This window comes from Antarctobacter aquimaris (genome assembly GCF_900184945.1).
Classification (GTDB): domain Bacteria; phylum Pseudomonadota; class Alphaproteobacteria; order Rhodobacterales; family Rhodobacteraceae; genus Maliponia; species Maliponia aquimaris.
In genome coordinates this window covers 117738-135583 of record NZ_FXYF01000011.1, presented here as the reverse complement: position 1 = coordinate 135583, position 17846 = coordinate 117738, and the positions used below count along the sequence as shown (strand labels likewise).

At 66.4% G+C, this 17846-nt stretch carries 15 protein-coding genes; 4 read left to right on the top strand and 11 right to left on the bottom strand.

The features are described 5' to 3' along the window. Positions 1-10: 10 nt before the first annotated feature. Together MAA8898_RS18380 and MAA8898_RS18375 are read right to left on the bottom strand one after the other, a co-directional pair. Positions 11-2194: a hypothetical protein gene (locus tag MAA8898_RS18380; RefSeq protein WP_094022487.1), complete on the bottom strand. Its 2184-nt coding sequence runs from the start codon at positions 2192-2194 to the stop codon at positions 11-13. A 132-nt stretch (positions 2195-2326) separates the two neighbouring features. Then, positions 2327-2914, bottom strand: a complete 588-nt coding sequence (locus MAA8898_RS18375; protein ID WP_094022486.1) for a riboflavin synthase — start codon at positions 2912-2914, stop codon at positions 2327-2329. A 97-nt stretch (positions 2915-3011) separates the two neighbouring features. Here MAA8898_RS18375 and MAA8898_RS18370 point away from each other — a divergent pair, with 97 nt between their 5' ends. The 3 genes from MAA8898_RS18370 to MAA8898_RS18360 all read left to right on the top strand — a co-directional run bounded on the left by MAA8898_RS18370 (position 3012) and on the right by MAA8898_RS18360 (position 7597). Beyond that, the gene (locus tag MAA8898_RS18370; RefSeq protein ID WP_094022485.1) at positions 3012-4304 is read left to right on the top strand and encodes a capsule polysaccharide biogenesis protein; all 1293 of its coding nucleotides are present in this window, start codon (positions 3012-3014) and stop codon (positions 4302-4304) included. A 98-nt stretch (positions 4305-4402) separates the two neighbouring features. Next, positions 4403-5554: a polysaccharide biosynthesis/export family protein gene (locus MAA8898_RS18365; protein WP_094022484.1), complete on the top strand. Its 1152-nt coding sequence runs from the start codon at positions 4403-4405 to the stop codon at positions 5552-5554. Between the two features lie 6 nt (positions 5555-5560). Continuing rightward, positions 5561-7597, top strand: coding sequence for a capsule polysaccharide biogenesis protein (locus MAA8898_RS18360; protein ID WP_094022483.1), 2037 nt, complete (start codon positions 5561-5563; stop codon positions 7595-7597). Positions 7598-7720: 123 nt separating this feature from the next. Here the strand turns inward: MAA8898_RS18360 and ribD are convergent, their stop codons facing one another. From ribD to MAA8898_RS18335, 5 genes are all read right to left on the bottom strand, one after another. After that, positions 7721-8824, bottom strand: coding sequence for a bifunctional diaminohydroxyphosphoribosylaminopyrimidine deaminase/5-amino-6-(5-phosphoribosylamino)uracil reductase RibD (gene ribD / locus MAA8898_RS18355; RefSeq protein WP_281252897.1), 1104 nt, complete (start codon positions 8822-8824; stop codon positions 7721-7723). Further along, positions 8821-9288, bottom strand: coding sequence for a transcriptional regulator NrdR (gene nrdR / locus MAA8898_RS18350; protein ID WP_094022482.1), 468 nt, complete (start codon positions 9286-9288; stop codon positions 8821-8823). The genes ribD and nrdR overlap by 4 nt, the downstream gene beginning before the upstream one ends. 134 nt (positions 9289-9422) lie before the next feature. After that, positions 9423-10961: a zinc-binding metallopeptidase family protein gene (locus MAA8898_RS18345; RefSeq protein ID WP_094022481.1), complete on the bottom strand. Its 1539-nt coding sequence runs from the start codon at positions 10959-10961 to the stop codon at positions 9423-9425. A 2-nt stretch (positions 10962-10963) separates the two neighbouring features. Next, positions 10964-11725, bottom strand: coding sequence for a DUF1353 domain-containing protein (locus tag MAA8898_RS18340; protein WP_176445219.1), 762 nt, complete (start codon positions 11723-11725; stop codon positions 10964-10966). An 87-nt stretch (positions 11726-11812) separates the two neighbouring features. Beyond that, positions 11813-12241: a secondary thiamine-phosphate synthase enzyme YjbQ gene (locus MAA8898_RS18335; protein ID WP_094022479.1), complete on the bottom strand. Its 429-nt coding sequence runs from the start codon at positions 12239-12241 to the stop codon at positions 11813-11815. A gap of 95 nt (positions 12242-12336) precedes the next feature. On the opposite strand from MAA8898_RS18335, the gene yghX reads away from it, so the two are divergent. Beyond that, the gene (yghX, locus tag MAA8898_RS18330) at positions 12337-13242 is read left to right on the top strand and encodes a YghX family hydrolase (RefSeq protein WP_094022478.1); all 906 of its coding nucleotides are present in this window, start codon (positions 12337-12339) and stop codon (positions 13240-13242) included. Between the two features lie 19 nt (positions 13243-13261). On the opposite strand, the gene MAA8898_RS18325 is transcribed toward yghX, so the two are convergent. From MAA8898_RS18325 to dnaG, 4 genes are all read right to left on the bottom strand, one after another. Further along, a complete protein-coding gene (locus MAA8898_RS18325; RefSeq protein ID WP_094022477.1) occupies positions 13262-13486 on the bottom strand; it encodes an RND transporter in 225 nt (74 codons plus the stop codon). 5 nt (positions 13487-13491) lie between these two features. Further along, positions 13492-13776, bottom strand: coding sequence for an HlyU family transcriptional regulator (locus tag MAA8898_RS18320; protein WP_094022476.1), 285 nt, complete (start codon positions 13774-13776; stop codon positions 13492-13494). Between the two features lie 6 nt (positions 13777-13782). Then, complete coding sequence (gene rpoD / locus MAA8898_RS18315) at positions 13783-15768, bottom strand: RNA polymerase sigma factor RpoD (RefSeq protein ID WP_094022475.1); 1986 nt, start codon at positions 15766-15768, stop codon at positions 13783-13785. Between the two features lie 124 nt (positions 15769-15892). After that, positions 15893-17845 (bottom strand): DNA primase, encoded by a 1953-nt coding sequence (dnaG, locus tag MAA8898_RS18310; RefSeq protein ID WP_094022474.1) that lies wholly within the window; start codon positions 17843-17845, stop codon positions 15893-15895. Position 17846 lies beyond the last annotated feature (1 nt).

The following is a 17846-nucleotide window of genomic DNA, read 5'->3' as shown; positions in this document are numbered from 1 at the left end:
GAGCAGGCCGCTAGACAAACAGGTCGTCTGCCAGGGCGGCCAACGTCGTGTTGAACACGGTCAGAATGTTGCCGTTGCCCAGGTCAAGCACCACATGCGCGCCCAACTGGTCGGCGGCGGCCAGGGCCTCGGCGGACGTGGCAAAGGGCACGTTCAGCAGCTGAATCCGGTCGATGCCGTCCTGAAACCCGGCGATGGTGTCCCGGTCCCAGCCATCGGCATAGATGAAGGTATCCGCCCCCGCCTGCCCGACCAGCAGGTCGTCACCCTCACGGCCGCGCAGGGTATCGTCCCCACCCGCCCCCCAGATCACGTTGTCCCCGCCGTCGCCGCGCAGGTCGTCGTCCTGGTTGCCGCCATGCAGGTTCTCGACCGACACGTAGGTATCGCCCGCTGCGGCGCCGGTGTTGAGCCCCGGCATGGCCAGATCGGCGATGAACCCGGCATCGGTGACGTAATAATGCGCCCTGTCGATGCCCGGCCCGCCGTTCAGCACATCGCCACCCGGTCCGCCGATCAGCACGTCGTCGCCGGCCTGACCCAGCAGGGTATCGTTGCCGCCGCGCCCGTGGATCGTGTCGTCCCCACCCGCCCCCCAGATCACGTTGCCCCCGGCATCGCCGCGCAGATCGTCACTCTGGTTGCCCCCGTGCAGGTTCTCGATCGAGAGGTAGGTGTCACCCCGCGCTGAAAATGTATTGACCCCCGGCATGGCCAGATCGGCGATGAACCCGGCATCGGTGACGTAATAATGCGCCCTGTCGATGCCCGGCCCGCCGTTCAGCACATCGCGTCCCACGCCGCCGATCAGGACGTCGTCGCCGTCACCTCCCACCAGGGTATCGTTGCCATGGCGGCCATGCAGGGTGTCGGCTCCGCCCGCGCCCCAGAGCACGTTCTCGAACCAGGTGCCGCGCAGTTCGTCCGCCTGGTCCGTGCCGTGCAGGTTCTCCACCTGGTAGAGTTCATCCCCCAGGGCGCCACCCGCGTTGACCGAGTTGTCGTGAAGATCGACCAGGACGCCCGGCTCGAAGGCATAGTAAAACGCCGTGTCCGTGCCGTAGCCACCCACGACATGATCCGCCCCGGGACCGCCGAACAGGAGATCGTCACCGAAACTGCCGATCAGGTCGTCGTCACCCGCCTGGCCATGCAGCACATCGTCGCCCAGACCGCCGTTGACCGTGTCGTTGCCGCCACCGGCAAAGACGGTGTCGTTGCCCGCCATGACGTTCAGCAGGTTCGGCCCCACACCGCCGTACAGCAGGTCCGCCCCGGCGGTGCCGGGCGGCGGGGTCATGGCGGGGCGGTCGTAGTCCGGGGTCACCGCCACGTGCGGCACGATCCCGTTGGCGCGCGCCCAGGCGGCAAAGGCGCCGGGCTGAAGCGCGGCATTGGACAGATGCTCGACCGCCAGGAAATCCTGGCCAAAGCCCCAGTGCGTGCCGTTGGCCAGCACGTCGGCCCAGGCCCCGGTCCCGAACTGAGACTCCATCATCAGCGCGTCGATCTGCTGAAAGACGGCAAGTGTGGCCAGCGCAGTCGCCTGGTCCTGCGTGTCCCAGCCCAGGTAGGCGCCGCCATTGATGGCGATGTAGGCGCCGGGCGCGACGGCGCGCACCGCCGAGGTGATGGCCCCCAGGAACGCGACCATGTCCTGCGCGGCCTGTGCCGTGTCGTAGGATGGATCGTTGGCCGCAGCCTGGTAGTAGCGCCCGACATCGTCGAGGAAGACACCGCTGTAACCCAGCCCGCCTTGGGCGACGGGCGTGACCAGGTGCACCGCCTCGTCGATCACCCGCTGCTGCCAGAGCGCATCGGTGTAGTCGACGATGTAGCCATGGACCGTCCCGTCGGGGTCTGTCGCATACTCGTGGTGCGATCTCAGCCAGTCGGGTGCGGTGGAGCCCGCAACGATGGGTCCGACATCCCGGTTGTTCGAGTCGGAGTATGTTACCCAGGAGTCGTTCCAGTAGGTCCGGTTGTGGTCGGTGACGGCGACGTTCAGGTAGCCGATCACGATGCGCCCCTCGCCTCTCAGCTCCGAGACAATCGCAGGATCAAGCGGGCCGTGGAACCGGGCGTCGCTGAAGGTTTCGAAAATGACCAGATCGCCGGTACGCCGGTCGGGCCGCTGGTAATAGGCCAGAATCGGATTGGAGAGATTGAGAATGAACTCCGAGATATCCGGCATGAGACGCCCCACAATACACTCATTACGTGTATCAAACCGTGCCGGGCCGGGTGGATTCGGTCAAGCCTGCCAGCCTGGATGGCCCTGCAATGCCGAAGTCGACCAGCGCAGACCCGCAAACGGCCGCTGCGATCAGGCCCAGTCCTGCAACCGCGCCACATAGCGCGCCAGGGTGTCGATCTCGAGGTTGACCTTGTCGCCCACCCGTGCGGCGCCCCAGGTCGTCACCTTCTTGGTGTGCGGAATGAAGTTGATGCCGAAATCACAGCGCGAAACTTCGTTCACCGTCAGCGAGGTACCGTTCAGCGCGACCGACCCCTTGGGCGCGATGAAGCGCGCCAGCGCCTCGGGTGCGCACAGGGTGACGCGGGTGCTTTCGCCTTCGTCCGCCATGGCGACGATCTCGGCCACGCCGTCGACATGGCCCGACACGATGTGCCCGCCCAGTTCGTCCCCGACCCGCAGCGCGCGCTCCAGGTTGATCCGCTTGCCCTCGGTCCAGCCGCCGACATTGGTTTTCGACACCGTCTCGGCGCTGATGTCGACGTCGAACCAGTCGTCGCCCAGCCCCACCACCGTCAGGCAGACGCCGTCGCAGGCGATGGAGGCGCCCATGTCGATGCGCGAGGTGTCGTAGGCAGTGCCGATCCGCGCGTGCAGATCGCCGCGGCGTTCCAGCTTGCGCACGGTGCCCATGTCGGTAACGATGCCGGTGAACATCTCCTGCCCTCCCCCGGGCCACGGCGGCCCGCAGCCTTATTTTCGCCGAACTGGAACGTTATACCAGTTGTTCAGACACCGGACATAAAGCGGCACCATGAGCAAGGCAACCGGCGACAAACGGGTCTTTCTGTTCCTCCAGGGACCCCACGGGCCCTTCTTTCACCGGCTGGGCAGCATGTTGCGCCGGACGGGGGCAGAGGTCTGGCGCGTCGGCTTCAACGCGGGCGACCGCGCTTTCTGGTTCCATCCCAAAAGCTACCTGCCCTATCGCGGCACGCTGGACGACTGGCGGGCCTGGTTTCGTGACCTGGTCGAAACACGGCGCGTGACGGACATCGTGCTCTACGGCGACGTGCGCCCGATCCACGCCCAGGCGGTCGAGGAGGCCCGCGCGCGCGGCCTGACGGTGCATGTCTTCGAAGAAGGCTACATGCGGCCCTACTGGGTCACCTACGAGCGCGGCGGCAGCAACGGGCACTCGCGGCTGATGCAGATGGGCGTGGACGACATGCGCCGCGCGCTGGAGCTTTCCGACATGGAGGCCCCCCTGCCCCCGGCGCACTGGGGCGACATGCGCCAGCACATCTTTTACGGCGCGCTCTACCACTGGTTCGTGATGTTCCGGAACGGCGACTATCGCAACTTTCAGCCGCACCGCTCGATGACCGTGTTCCAGGAATTCCTGCTGTACCTGCGCCGCCTGCTGCTGATGCCCTTCGGCTGGGCCGACCGGGTGATCGCCACCGCGCGCATCCGCATGGGCGGCTTTCCCTATCACCTGGCGTTGATGCAGCTGGAACACGACTCCAGCTTCCAGAAACATTCGCCCTTTTCCACCATGCCGGAATTCGTCGACCTGGTGATCGCCGGCTTTGCCGAAGGCGCGCCGGGCCATCACCACCTGGTGTTCAAGGCGCATCCGCTGGAGGACGGCCGCGCGCAGGTGCGCCGGGCCGTGACACGTTCGGCGCAGATGCACGGCGTGGCCGACAGGGTACACTACGTGCGCGGCGGCAAGCTGGCGCAGCTGCTGAACGATGCGCGCAGCGCGGTGACCGTGAACTCCACCGCCGCCCAGCAGGTGCTGTGGCGCGGAATCCCGCTCAAGGTCTTCGGCGATGCCGTCTACGCCAAGCCGGAATTCGTCTCGACCCAGACACTGCCGGAATTCTTCGCCCAGCCGACGCGGCCCGACAACAAGGCCTACAAGGACTACCGTCGCTACCTTTTGGAGACCTCGCAACTGCCCGGCGGCTTCTATTCGGCGCGCGGGCGGCGGCAATTGCTGCGCCAGGTTGTCGACATGATGCTGTCTCCTGACGACCCCTACGATGCCCTCAGCCACGGAACCGCGGCTCCTCGGCAACAGTTGCGCATCGTGCGCTGAGCGCCCCCTGCCCTTGGCACTGGTTTTTTGCGCCGGACTCCGATACTTTATCGAAAAAAGCTGAGGCAGTACAAAAATCAGGTCGAGGAGACCGAGCAGTGAAACTTACCCCCTCCCGGTGGGCGCGTGGAGTCGCGTTCCTGGTCGCGGTGTCCGTTGTGGCATCTTGCGGCCTGCCCCGCGTTGGCCCGAACAAGCGTGAAATCTTCGCGGGATCGGTGCAACGCCAAGGCGATGCCTTCATCGTGTCGGTCAACGACAGGGTGACACGGGCAACCGCCGTGGTGCCTGCGCTGGGCTTTACCGACACGTTCAAGAACGCCGGCGTTCTGGGGTCGGACACCATCCGGCCCGGCGACACCCTGGGCCTGACCATCTGGGAAAACGTCGACGACGGGCTGCTGGCCACCGCCACGGCCAATTCGACCGTCCTCGAAGAGGTGCAGGTAGATGGCTCCGGCTTCATCTTCGTGCCCTACGCGGGACGCATCCGCGCGGCCGACAACACGCCTGAGCGGATCCGCCAGATCATCACCGAGCGGCTGGAGGCCCAGACGCCCGACCCGCAGGTCGAGGTGCGCCGCCTGGCCGGCGACGGCTCGACCGTGAGCCTTGTCGGCTCGGTCGGCGGTCAGGGTGTCTATGCCATCGAACGGCCGACCCGGACTCTGTCGGCCATGCTGGCCCGCGCGGGCGGCATCACGATCGAACCCGAGATCGCGCAGATCACCGTCTTGCGCGGCGACCAGAAGGGCAAGATCTGGTTCCAGGATCTTTACCAGAACCCCAAGTTCGACATCGCGCTGCGCGGCGGCGACCGCATCCTTGTCGAGGAGGACACCCGCGCCTTCACCGCGCTGGGCGCAACCGGCACCCAGGCGCGCGTGCCGTTCGAAAGCCAGGTGATCTCGGCGGTCGAGGCAATTGCGCAGGTGGGCGGCCTGCTGTCCACTTCGGCGGATCCGACCGGCGTCTTCGTGTTCCGCAACGAACCGGCGGAGATCGCCAACCAGGTGCTGGGCCGGACCGACCTGATCGGCGCGCAGCGCGTGGTCTACGTGCTGGACCTGACCGAACCCAACGGCATGTTCATGGCGCGGGATTTCGTGATCCGCGACCAGGACACGCTGTACGTGACCGAGGCCCCGTTCACTCAGTGGAACAAGGTGATCGCGGCGCTGACCGGCACGCTGGGCGCGGTGGGCACGCTTTCGACCGCCGCCGACACGCTGGGCGCCTCCGGCGGCTGACGGCCCTTGCACAAAACATACGAGGGACAGGGCCACGCCGGGGGAGACCACCCCCGGCGTCTTTTTGTCTACAACGGCGGCTTTCTCTGGCAGCGCCGGCTCCGCCGCATCCTGACACTGGCCGGCTACCGCGTGACGACCGGCCGACCCGAAGACACGGACCTCGTCGGCGTCTGGGGCCAGTCGCCCTATGCCCACCGGGGCGAAGCGATGGCGGCCAGGTCTGGCGCCGGGTTGGTGCGGATCGAGGACGCCTTCCTGCGCTCCCTCCACCCAGGCCGCAGCGGCGAGCCGCCGCTGGGCCTGCTGGTGGACCATCGCGGCGTGCATTTCGACGGGCGCGGCCCCTCGGACCTCGAAGACCTCCTGAACACCCACCCTCTGGACGACACCGCGCTGCTGAACCGGGCGCGCGGGGTCATGGCGCGGTTGCGCGAAGCCCACCTGAGCAAGTATTCCGCCACCCGGCTGGACATCGCGCCACCGGACCCGGGCTACGTGCTGGTGATCGACCAGACCGCCGGCGATGCCTCGGTGCGGGCCAGCGGGGCGGATCGGTCCCGGTTCCTCGAGATGCTGTTCGTCGCGCGCGAGGAGAACCCGGGCGCGCGCATCGTCCTGAAAACCCACCCGGAAACCGCGGCGGGCCACCGCGCCGGCCATTTCCGCGAGACGGACGCGTGCGGCGACATCAGCCTGTGCGACGCCCCCTGTTCGCCCTGGGCCCTGCTGGAGGGCGCCACGGCGGTCTATACCGTGTCCTCGCAGATGGGTTTCGAGGCGATCCTCGCCGGGCACAGGCCCCGCGTCTTTGGCAAGCCGTTCTACGCCGGCTGGGGTCTCACCCTGGACGAAGACCCGATCCCGCGCCGTCGCCGCAGCCTGACCCGCGCGCAACTCTGCGCCGCCGCGCTGGTCCTCTTTCCGCTGTGGTACGACCCGCACGAGGATCGCCTGTGCGAGGTCGAGGATGTGCTGGGCATTCTCGAAGCCCGCACGCGTGCCTGGCGCGAGGATAGGGCGGGCTGGGTCGCCTCGGGAATGCGGCTGTGGAAAAGGGCGCCGCTACAGAAATTCTTTGGTCAAGGCAAACGCTTGATCTTCGAAGATGATGTGAACAAGGCTGAGGATATCGCCCTGAGGACCGGCCGCCGCCAGATGGCCTGGGCCGGAAAGGCGCCGGAAAACAGCTGCCGGGTCGAAGACGGCTTCCTGCGATCGCGCGGTTTGGGGGCCGAATTGGTGCCGCCGCTCTCTCTCGTGCTGGATCCGCAGGGAATCTACTACGATCCGACCCGCCCGTCCGCCCTGGGCGCGCTGATCCAGCGCCGTGCCGCCGGCCTGAGACCGGACCAAACCGAACGTGTCCACAGGCTGATCCGCGCGCTGGTGGAGGAAGGCTTGTCCAAATACAACCTTTCCGGAGAATTGCCGCCCCTGCCGCCGGGACACAGGATCCTGGTGCCCGGCCAAGTCGAGGACGACGCCTCGATCCTCCTGGGCAGCCCGGACATGCGGTCCAACACCGTGCTGCTGGAGCGCGCCCGGGCCGAGAATCCCGGAGCGGTGATCCTGTGGAAGCCGCATCCCGATGTCGAAGCCGGATTGCGGGCCGGCGCGGTGTCCGATCCTGGCCGCTGGGCCGATCTTGAGTTGAACCGCTGCGACATCGGTGCCCTTCTGCGCGAGGTGGACGAGGTCTGGACCATGACCTCGCTCACCGGGTTCGAGGCCTTGCTGCGGGGATGCCGCGTCGTGACGTTGGGCGTGCCGTTCTATGCCGGCTGGGGCCTGACGCGTGACCTCTGTCCCGTCCCGGCCCGCCGCCTTGCCGGTCCGCGCCCCACGCTGGAGGCCTTGGTGCATGCGACCCTGATTGATTACCCGCGCTATTTCGATCCGCTGACGGGATCAGCCTGCTCGGTCGAAACGGTTGTCAAACGGCTGAAGTCCGGCGAGATCCCTGCTGCGGGACCGCTCAACAGGATCCTGGCCAAGCTTCAAGGCCTGATGGCCAGCCGCGCGCACCTGTGGCGCCGTTAAGGCGTGTTGACAGGTATGTGATCCAGCCCCTTGAGCGAAAAGTTGTTTTCAGACTTGTCCACAGGATATTAACGTTTCGTTAATCCGCGCCATGGCCCGTTAACCATCTGGCTTTGTTGCGTTTCAGACCGGTTGCGCGCGGCGCCAGACATGGCGCACGTCGCCGCCTTCCTCAAGAACATCCACAAGCGTGAAACGCGGTGCTTCGGCCAGCCGGTCGACCCCCAGCGCGCCCACGGCGGGATGCCCCTCGGCGCCCAGCATCACCCCTGCCGAAAAGACGTGCAGCTCGTCCACCAGGTCGTTCAGCAAGAGCGAAGCGGCCAGTTGTCCACCGCCTTCGCAAAACACCCGCGTCAGCCCCTCGGCCCCCAAGGCCTGCAACAGGGCGGCCGGATCCACCCGCCCCGCCGTGACCGGAACCGGCACCAGCCGCGCGCCCAGACCCTGCCACGCGGTCTTCAATTCGCTGCGCGCGTCGGAACCGTGGCACAGCCAGACCGGCACCTGGGTCGCGGTGCGCGCCAGGTGGCTCATCAGCGGCACGTCGATCAACCGAGAGACCACGATGCGCACCGGCTGGCGATGATCGCCAAAGCCGCGCACGGTGAGTTGCGGGTCGTCGGCGCGCGCGGTCCCCGCACCGACCATCACCGCGTCATGGCTGGCGCGCAGCGCGTGCACGGCGTGCCGCGCGGCGGGCCCGGTGATCCATCGGCTTTCTCCGGTCGCCGTGGCGATCCGCCCGTCCAGCGTCATCGCCAGCTTCAGCGTGACCCAGGGCCGCCCCGTGGAAACCCGGAAGAAGAAGCCGGCATGATCCACGCGGGCCTGCTCGGCGCCCACACCGGTCGTGACCTCGATGCCATTTTTCCTCAGAAAATCAAATCCCTGCCCATCGACCCTGCTGTCGGCATCGAAAAAGGGCGCCACCACGCGGGCAATGCCCGCCGCCGCCAGCGCCTCGCAGCAGGGCGGGGTTGCGCCGTGATGTGCGCAGGGTTCCAAGGTGACATAGGCGGTGGCGCCGCGCGCGGCCTCACCGGCCATGCGCAGCGCTTCAGTCTCGGCATGGGGGCGGCCGCCGGGCTGGGTCCAGCCCCGGCCGACGACGCGCCCGTCGCGGACGAGGACACAGCCGACCGCCGGGTTGGGCCAGCACTGCCCCATCCCGCGCCGGCCGAGCGCAAGCGCATGGGCCATGTGGCGGCGGTCGTCCGAGCTCACTTTCCGGTCTTGTCCTCGGGGCGCAACTCGCTGACGAACTTGTCAAAATCGTCGGCGGCCTGGAAATTCTTGTAGACGCTGGCAAAGCGCACGTAGGCCACGGTGTCGATCCGGGCGAGCGTCTCCATGACGATCTCGCCGATCATCTTGGAGGGAATGTCGGTCTCGCCCATGCTTTCCAGACGCCGCACGATGCCGGAAATCATCTGGTCGATGCGCTCCGGGTCGATCGGGCGCTTTTGCAGCGCGATACGGATCGAGCGTTCCAGCTTGTCCCGGTCAAAATCCTCGCGTCGGCCGCTGGTCTTGATGACCACGAGGTCGCGCAGCTGCACCCGCTCGTAGGTGGTGAAACGCCCCGCACAGGCTGGGCAATAGCGCCGCCTCCGGATCGAAACGTGGTCTTCGGCGGGACGCGAGTCCTTTACCTGGGTGTCGATATTTCCGCAAAACGGGCAGCGCATGGGCCCATCCCCTCAATCTTCTTGATGTTCCTGCCTCTGGTCATGGGGTTGGCCCCCACTTATCCACAGTCACTATAGGGGAGCCGCCAGAATTTGGGTAGAGGGTTCTTGCCGCCGCAAGATAAAGGGCGCGCTCAGCCGGGGATGTGCCAATGCCGCCCGCGCGGCGTGGTGACATACTCCGGCCAGGGCAGGTCCACGGGTGGCGGATAATCGGCCAGCGGCGGGATCGGCGCGGCATCGCGGCGCTGTTCGAACTCGGCCCAGGCGCTTTGCCGTGCCTCCGGGTCGGTCAGCAGGCGCAATGCGGTCCGCGCCAGCACGCGCCCGGCGGTCTGGACGCTGGGGTCGATCAGCGCGGGCATCCCGCCCAGCGCGTTCATCGCCCATGGCGGATAGGGCCCGCCGCGCAGGGCCGGGCGCGCGATGTACAGCCGCAGTGTGGGCGCGTGCCAGCACATGTCGGTGTAGTCGTCCGAGGTGCTGTTGAGCTGCGCAGGCGGCAGGTCGCGGCGCAGGATCGCCTCGGCCTCCTGCGGGGCGATCAGGCGGGTGCACTCGGGGATCAGCGGGTCTTCGGTCACCGGCTGGCCGCAAGCGGCCTGCACTTGCCGCGCGAGATCGAGCGCCTCGGGCGTGTAGCGCGGCGCGCCAACCTGCTGTAACGCCTCCCAGCCGATCTGCGTCAGCGCGTGGTTGGCCAGGCCGGGGCGCGATTTGCAGACCCAGGTCTTTTCGACCGTGCAGCCACAGACTTGCGCAACGTGCTGCGACAGGCGGTCCAGCTGCGCGGTGATCTGTTCGGCCATGGCCAGGTCCGCGACGCGGATCATGTATTGCAGGTCGGCCTGCCGCGCGGGCAGGTTGTCGGCGGTGGCCTGGCCGGTGGACAGGATCGCCTCGGACACCGACCAGCCGCCGCGATGCGGCAGCATGGAGTCGCGCAAGGACCGCGCCATCTGGTACATCATCACCAGCGCATCGTTGGCCCCCGGCGCGCGCACGTCCGAATGGCTTTGCGGGATCGGCGGCGCACCCGCCCCGCCCCGCATCCACATCTGTGGCGCGTCACAGCGGAACCGGTAGACAAAGGAATAGGCCGCGCCGCAATGGGTGTCCCAGCGCAGGGTGTTGCACAGCGGCAGCATGTAGAACGGATGCCAGGACAGCATCGCGGCCAACCCGTCGTAATAGCCGGCAGCGGCATGCAAGGGCTTGGACCCGCGCACCTTTTCCGCCGGTTCCCCGGTGATCTGCAAGCCACCGGGAATGCCATGGGCCATCATCGCGGCCTTGGTCGCCAGCACGCCCGCCAGCGCCCCCATGCCCAGCGCCGAATGCGGATCGGTGTGCCCGGCGGCAAGCACGCTTTGACCGTCTCGCGGCGCCTCGAACGGCACCGGCGCCTGGCAGTTCGCAGGGACCGCGTCATATTCCGCATACATGCCGATGATCGGCCCATCGCCCTGCCGCCAGCGCGCGCAAAACGCGGTTGGCATCCCGGCCGAGCCTTCCTCGACCTCGAATCCCTCGGCGCGCAGCCGTGCCACGTACCACTCGGCCGAGCGGTATTCCCGCCAGGCCGGTTCGGCATAGTCGAAAATGCGGGCACATGCCTCCGACAGGTCGGAGGCATGTGTGGCGATCCAGCGGTCGGCCTCGGCTGAAGGCATGGTCAGAAGTTCCTCGGGTCCTTCGCCGGACGGAGGTAATCGGGCATCGTCTGTTCGGCCCCGGACAAAAGCAGCGTTTCGCGCTCTTCCATCCACTGCTCGATCTCTTCCGGCGCGGGATCGGTCAGCTCAATCCACTTCAGACACCATTCCATCTCCTGTTTCAACACCTCGGGAGGCAGATGATCCAGCATGCGCGCGGGTTCATCCCAGCGCGGCCCGCCCAGGATGACGGCGGCGTACATGATCTTGGCCGTCTTCGGCGAGGTGCCGTTGACCAGCAGCGCCTCGTAGAACATGCGGTGGACCTCGCGCCAGGAGCGCGTGCGGAAGGTTTCCAGCTCTTCGTTGCCGATGCCGCAATAGGCGTCGTGCAGCGCGGCGGCCATGACGTATTCCCGGCTCTGCCGGTCGCCGAACAGCGGCGCAAAGATCACCGGGATGCTGGCGCCGTCGGTCAGCGTGTTGGCCGGCGCGGTCCAGGTGGTGCCCCGCCCGTCGACAAAGTCGATCTTGACCGTCGTCGGCAGGAAGGCGTGCGAGACGTTCTCGATGTAGACCGGCTGTCCCGCCATCTCGAGCGGCCCGCCGATGAACCGGCAGATCCGGTCGCGGTCCTTCTCGGCGACCGCGAGGCAGGTGTTGGCGTATTCGACGGACTGGCGGACAAGATATTCGGGCACACCGATCAGGGCACCCGCTCCGCCGGCGACGAGCAGGAGACCAATGGCGAAGACCGCCCGACCTCTGGACTTGCGTGGCATGGGTTTGATCCCGAATGATGACATGAACAGGTGTGTTGGTGGTTCAAAGCCTACCACCGGGACGCCAGCGGACAATGGCGGAAATCCTCACCCCGTCAGCTGGACCAGGATCTCGCGCCGATGCGGGGCTGTCCGGTGCTCGAACAGGTAGATGCCTTGCCAGGTGCCGAGGCCCAGCCGCCCAGCGATCACCGGAATGCCCAGGCTGACGGGCAACAGCGCCGCCTTGATGTGGGCCGGCATGTCGTCCGGCCCTTCGCAGCGGTGGGTCAGGTAGGCCATGTCCGGCGCGTCGGCGTCGGGCACCAAACGCGCGAAAAAGGCGTCGAGGTCACGGCGCACGTCCGGGTCGGCGTTTTCCTGGATCAGCAGGCTGGCCGAGGTGTGTCGCAGGAACAGCGTGCACAACCCGTCCCCCTGCCCCTGCGTCGTCTCGGCCACCCAGGCAGCGACCTGCGGCGTGATCTCGTAGAGCCCCGGCCCGGATGTCGCAATCGTGAACCGTGTGACCGACATTTCGATTTTCCTGCGTCATCTCGCCTCTATCCTTCTGCCATCCGTCCGCCGGCAACGCAACGCAACGAACCGGCACGGGCAACAGGGAGCGTACCATGAACGATCAGACCCCGCCGCGCCGCATGACGGCCGCCGATTTCGACCAGGAATTGCTGGACCTCTACGACTTCTACGCGCACGGCAAGATCACCAAGCGCGAGTTCCTCGACCGCGCGGGCAAATTCGCCATCGGCGGCGTGACCGCCCTGGCGCTGCTGAACATGCTGTCGCCCAACTACGCCCTGGCGCACCAGGTCGATTTCACCGATCCGGACATCGTCCCGACCTACATCACGTATCCTTCGCCCAACGGCCACGGCGAGGTGCGCGGCTACCTGGTGAAGCCCGCCAACGCCACCGGGCCGCTGCCGGCGGTCGTCGTGGTGCACGAGAACCGCGGCCTGAACCCCTACATCGAGGATGTCGCGCGCCGCGTCGCCAAGGCGGGCTTCATCGCGCTGGCCCCCGACGGGCTGTCCTCTGTCGGTGGCTACCCGGGCAACGACACTGCCGGACGCGAGCTGCAAAGCACGGTCGACGGCGTGAAGCTGATGAACGATTTCTTTGCCGCCTACGAATTCCTCGCCGGCCATTCCGACACCACCGGCAAGGTCGGCTGCGTCGGGTTCTGCTATGGCGGCGGCGTCTGCAATGCTCTGGCGGTGGCCTATCCGGAACTCTCCGCCTCGGTGCCGTTCTACGGCCGCCAGGCCAGCGCCGAAGACGTGCCGAAAATCCAGGCGCCGCTGCTGCTGCAATACGCCGAACTGGACGAGCGCATCAACGAAGGCTGGCCGGCCTACGAGGCCGCGCTCAAGGAGCACGGCAAGACCTACACCGCGCATATCTACCCCGGTGTGAACCACGGGTTCCACAACGATTCGACCCCGCGCTACGACGAGGCGGCGGCAACGCTGGCGTGGGACCGCACCATCGCGTTCTTCAATGAACACCTGAACTGACCTGCGCCATCCCGGCCGGTCACTCCGGCCGGGACCGACCCAAGAGCAGCTTGAAACCCAGCAACAGCCAGGGCGCGCCGTGCAGCACCAGGTCGAAGATGTCCATCGGACGCACCAGCGTCCCGGCGGCCAGCAGCTTCAGTTTTTCCCACAGGTGCGGTTCAGGCAGGAACGGCGCAAGGCCGAGGGTGGCGCACAACAGCGCCACGATCCGCCAGTCCAGCCGGACGATCCAGCCGCGCATGGCCCTCAGACCCCGAACAGGCGCGCGCCCATCTGGTCGATCATCTGCTGCGCCTTGCGGACAGAAGCCGCCTTGGCCTCCTCCGGGTCACTGATGACGTCTGCCCGGATCATCTCGTGGCGCCGGGTTTCGCCCCCGACCTCTCCCTCGATGATGGCGCGGATGCGATAACCGCCTTCCGCGGCAAAGGGCTGCGGCGTGATGCGAAACCCTTCGTAGTCTACGGCTTCGGCGGCAGGGGCACCCTTTGCGCCCTTGCCGCCGCCAAACAGGTTCTTCCAGAACGCCATGCCGGTTTACTGGTCCAGGAAGGAGCGCAGCTTGCGGCTCCGCGATGGGTGCTTGAGCTTGCGCAGCGCCTTGGCCTCGATCTGGCGGATCCGCTCGCGGGTCACGCTGAACTGCTGGCCCACTTCTTCCAGCGTGTGGTCGGTGTTCATGCCGATGCCAAAGCGCATCCGCAGCACCCGTTCCTCGCGCGGGGTGAGCGAGGACAGCACGCGCGTCGTCGTTTCCTTCAGGTTCTCCTGGATCGCCGAATCCAGCGGCAGGATCGCGTTCTTGTCCTCGATGAAATCGCCAAGCTGGCTGTCTTCCTCGTCCCCGATCGGGGTCTCGAGCGAAATCGGTTCCTTGGCGATCTTCATCACCTTGCGGACCTTCTCCAGCGGCATCTGGAGCTTTTCGGCCAATTCTTCCGGCGTCGGTTCGCGGCCGATCTCGTGCAACATCTGGCGACCGGTGCGGACCAGCTTGTTGATCGTCTCGATCATGTGCACCGGGATACGGATGGTGCGGGCCTGGTCGGCGATCGAGCGGGTGATCGCCTGGCGGATCCACCAGGTGGCATAGGTCGAGAACTTGTAGCCGCGGCGGTATTCGAACTTGTCCACCGCCTTCATCAGGCCGATGTTGCCTTCCTGAATGAGATCAAGGAATTGCAGGCCGCGGTTGGTGTATTTCTTGGCGATGGAGATCACCAGGCGCAGGTTGGCCTCGACCATTTCCTTCTTGGCCTGGCGGGCTTCCTTTTCGCCCTTCTGGACCTGGTTCACGATGCGGCGGAATTCGCTGATGTCGAGGCCGACGTACTGGCCGACCTGCGCCATGTCGGTGCGCAGCTCCTCGACCTTGTCGCTGGAGCGTTCGATGAACATCTGCCAGCCGCGCCCGGACTTGTCGCCCATCCGTTCCAGCCAGTTGGGGTCCAGCTCGTGGCCGCGGTACTCGTCGATGAATTCCTTGCGGTTGATGCGCGCCTGGTCGGCCAGCTTCACCATGGCGCTGTCGATCGACATGATGCGCTTGTTGATGCCATACAGCTGGTCGATCAGCGCCTCGATCCGGTTGTTGTGCAGGTGCAGCTCGTTCACCAGCTCGACGATCTCGGAGCGCAGCTTCTGGTAGCGCGCCTCGTCGTCGGAGTCGAAGGACCCGTCCTCGTTCAGGGTCGCCGAGATCCGGCTGTCCTGCATCTCGGCCAGCTCTTCGTAGTCGCGGGCGATGCGGTCGAGTGTTTCGAGCACACGCGGCTTGAGCGCGGTCTCCATCGCGGCCAGCGACATGTTGGCCTGCTCGTCGTCCTCGTCGTCGTCGTCCTTGGCGATGGGGTTGCCGTCGGCGTCGTACTCGGGCTCGTCGGCACGATCCTTGGTCGTGGTCTCGACCCCGGCAGTGTCGACCACCGGCTCGCCCAACTCGCCGTCTTCCCCCAACTGCCCCGAGAACGTGGTCTCGAGGTCGATCACGTCGCGCAGCAGGATGTCCTCGGACAGCAATTCCTCGCGCCAGATGGTGATCGCCTGGAAGGTCAGCGGGCTTTCGCACAGCCCCAGGATCATCGTGTTGCGGCCGGCCTCGATGCGCTTGGCGATGGCGATCTCGCCCTCGCGGCTCAGCAGTTCGACGCTGCCCATCTCGCGCAGGTACATGCGCACCGGGTCATCGGTCCGGTCCAGCTTTTCGGCGCCGCTGGAGGACAGCGCGACCTCGCCGGCCTTCTTGGTCTCGACCAGATCGGTCGACCCCTTGTTGTCGTCGTCCTCCTGCTCTTCCTCCTCGGTGACCTGGATGCCCATTTCGGACAGCATGGACATCACGTCCTCGATCTGGTCGGACGAGACCTGATCGGGGGGAAGGACCTGGTTGAGCTGGTCGTAGGTGATGTAGCCGCGCTCGCGCGCCTCGGCGATCATCTTCTTGACCGCCGCCTGACTCATGTCGAGGCTGACATCCTCTTCCTGGTCATCGGACTTGACGTCTTCGTTGTCCTTGGCTGCCATGCGGCTCTCCTGATGGGGGGCTCGAAACCGGGAGCGATTCGTAGAAACGACTCAATAGCGCGATTGAGTGATTCGAACACCCGTTTAACCATATTTCTTTACCAGTTCGTCACCAATTCGCTGCTCACTTGCGGCCTTTGTCGAATCGGATCTGCGACAGGAGCGAATCAAAGGCAGTACGCTCCTCGCGGTCGATCTGGGCGCCGTTGGGGCCGATTTCATAGTCGGTGTCGTCCTCGTCGCGGCGGCGCCCTGCCTGTGCGCGGACCCGCGCGGCCTCGGCCAGACGCCATGTCAGCGCCTCGTCGGCGCTTGCTTCCAGGTACTCTTCGGCCTCTTTCAATTCGGCGTGCCAGCCCTCGTACGCTGCAAGCTTGGCCAGTTCCTCGGCCACGGTCAGACGCGCCAGATCGGCGTTTCCGGGCGTACGAATACAGGGCACCACGGCGACATGGCCCCGCGCCAGCAAGTTTTCAAGGGCCTCCGCGCCTATCGCCGCCTCGACCCGCGCCCTGCGCTCCTCCGGAGTACCGCTCCCGGTCACCAGGGCATCGCGAAGCGCCGCAAGTTGACCGTCAGAGCAGTCCATCGCTTCCAGTTCACCCTCGAACTCTTCGACGATCTCGGGCGCAGACAGGATCGCGGACAGGATCACCTCCTCGCGCAGGCGCCGCTCCCCGGCGTCGCCCGCGGTGACAAGAAGCGAAGCCTTGGCACCCTGGCTGGCCGGCAGCGGCGCGCCCTTGGGTCGCCACGGGGCGCGCTGGACTCCGGGCATACGTTCGGAACGCGGGGATCGGAAGGCTTCAAAGCGCATTTTCTTGAGCGCTTGACCGTAATGATACCGCAGGTTCTGGTCCTGTATCTTGCCGATGCGCAGGTCGAGAGACGCCTCCAGCGCCGCGCGGCGTTCCGGGCTGTCAAAGACCTTGCCCTCGGTTTCCTGCCGCCACAGCAGGTCGACCATGGGGATGGCGGCGTCGAGCACCTTCTTGACCGCCTCCGGCCCTTCGGCGCGCAACAGGTCGTCGGGGTCCTTGCCCTCGGGCATCAGCGCGAACCGCAGCCCCTTGCCGGATTCCAGCAGTGGCAGCGCCAGGTCGATCACCCGAAAGGCGGCGCGAAGCCCGGCGGTGTCACCATCCAGCGCGATCACCGGTTCCGGTGAAAGCCGCCACATCAGCTGCAATTGCGGCTCGGTCACGGCAGTGCCCAAGGGCGCGACAGATGCGCCGAACCCCGCCTCGGACAGGGCGATCACGTCCATGTAGCCCTCGGCCACCACCAGCGGCTGGCCCTTGCCCGAGGCCTCGCGCGCGGGCTTGAGATTGTAGAGGTTGCGCGACTTGTCGAACAGCTCGGTTTCGGGCGAGTTCAGGTATTTCGCGTTGTCGGCCGGGTCCATGGCGCGCCCGCCAAAGGCGATGGCGCGGCCGCGCCCGTCGCGGATCGGGAACATGATGCGGTCGCGGAACACGTCATAGGGCTGCCGGCCCTTCTCCGAGGTCTTGACCAGCCCGGCGGCCAGCATCAGGTCGACGGGTACGCCCTTGGCGGCCAGCGCGTTGCGCAGGTTGTCCCAGCCGGACGGCGCGAAACCGATTTCCCACCGCGCAAGGGCCGCCTCGTTCAGCCCGCGCCGCGCCAGGTAGGCGCGCGCCTCGGCCGCCGCGCCTGTCTTCAGCATAAGCCGGAAGAAGCCCACCGCCTGCTCCATGACCTCGGTTAGCTGCGTGCGGCGGTCTGCCTTTTCCTGCGCACGGGGATCCTGTTTCGGCACCTCCATCCCGGCTTCGGCGGCCAGGATCTCGATCGCCTCGATAAAGCTGACGTTTTCCGTCTCACGGACAAAGGAAATCGCGTCGCCCTTGGCGTGGCAGCCAAAACAATAGTAGTATCCTTTGCGGTCATCCACATGAAAAGAAGCGGTTTTTTCATGGTGAAAGGGACAAGGCGCCCATAGGTCGCCCTTGCCCTGGTTGGACTTTCGGTTGTCCCACAGCACCTTGCGCCCGACCACCTGTGACAGGCTCAGGCGATTGCGCAGTTCGTCCAGGAAACCGGGGGGGAGACTCATG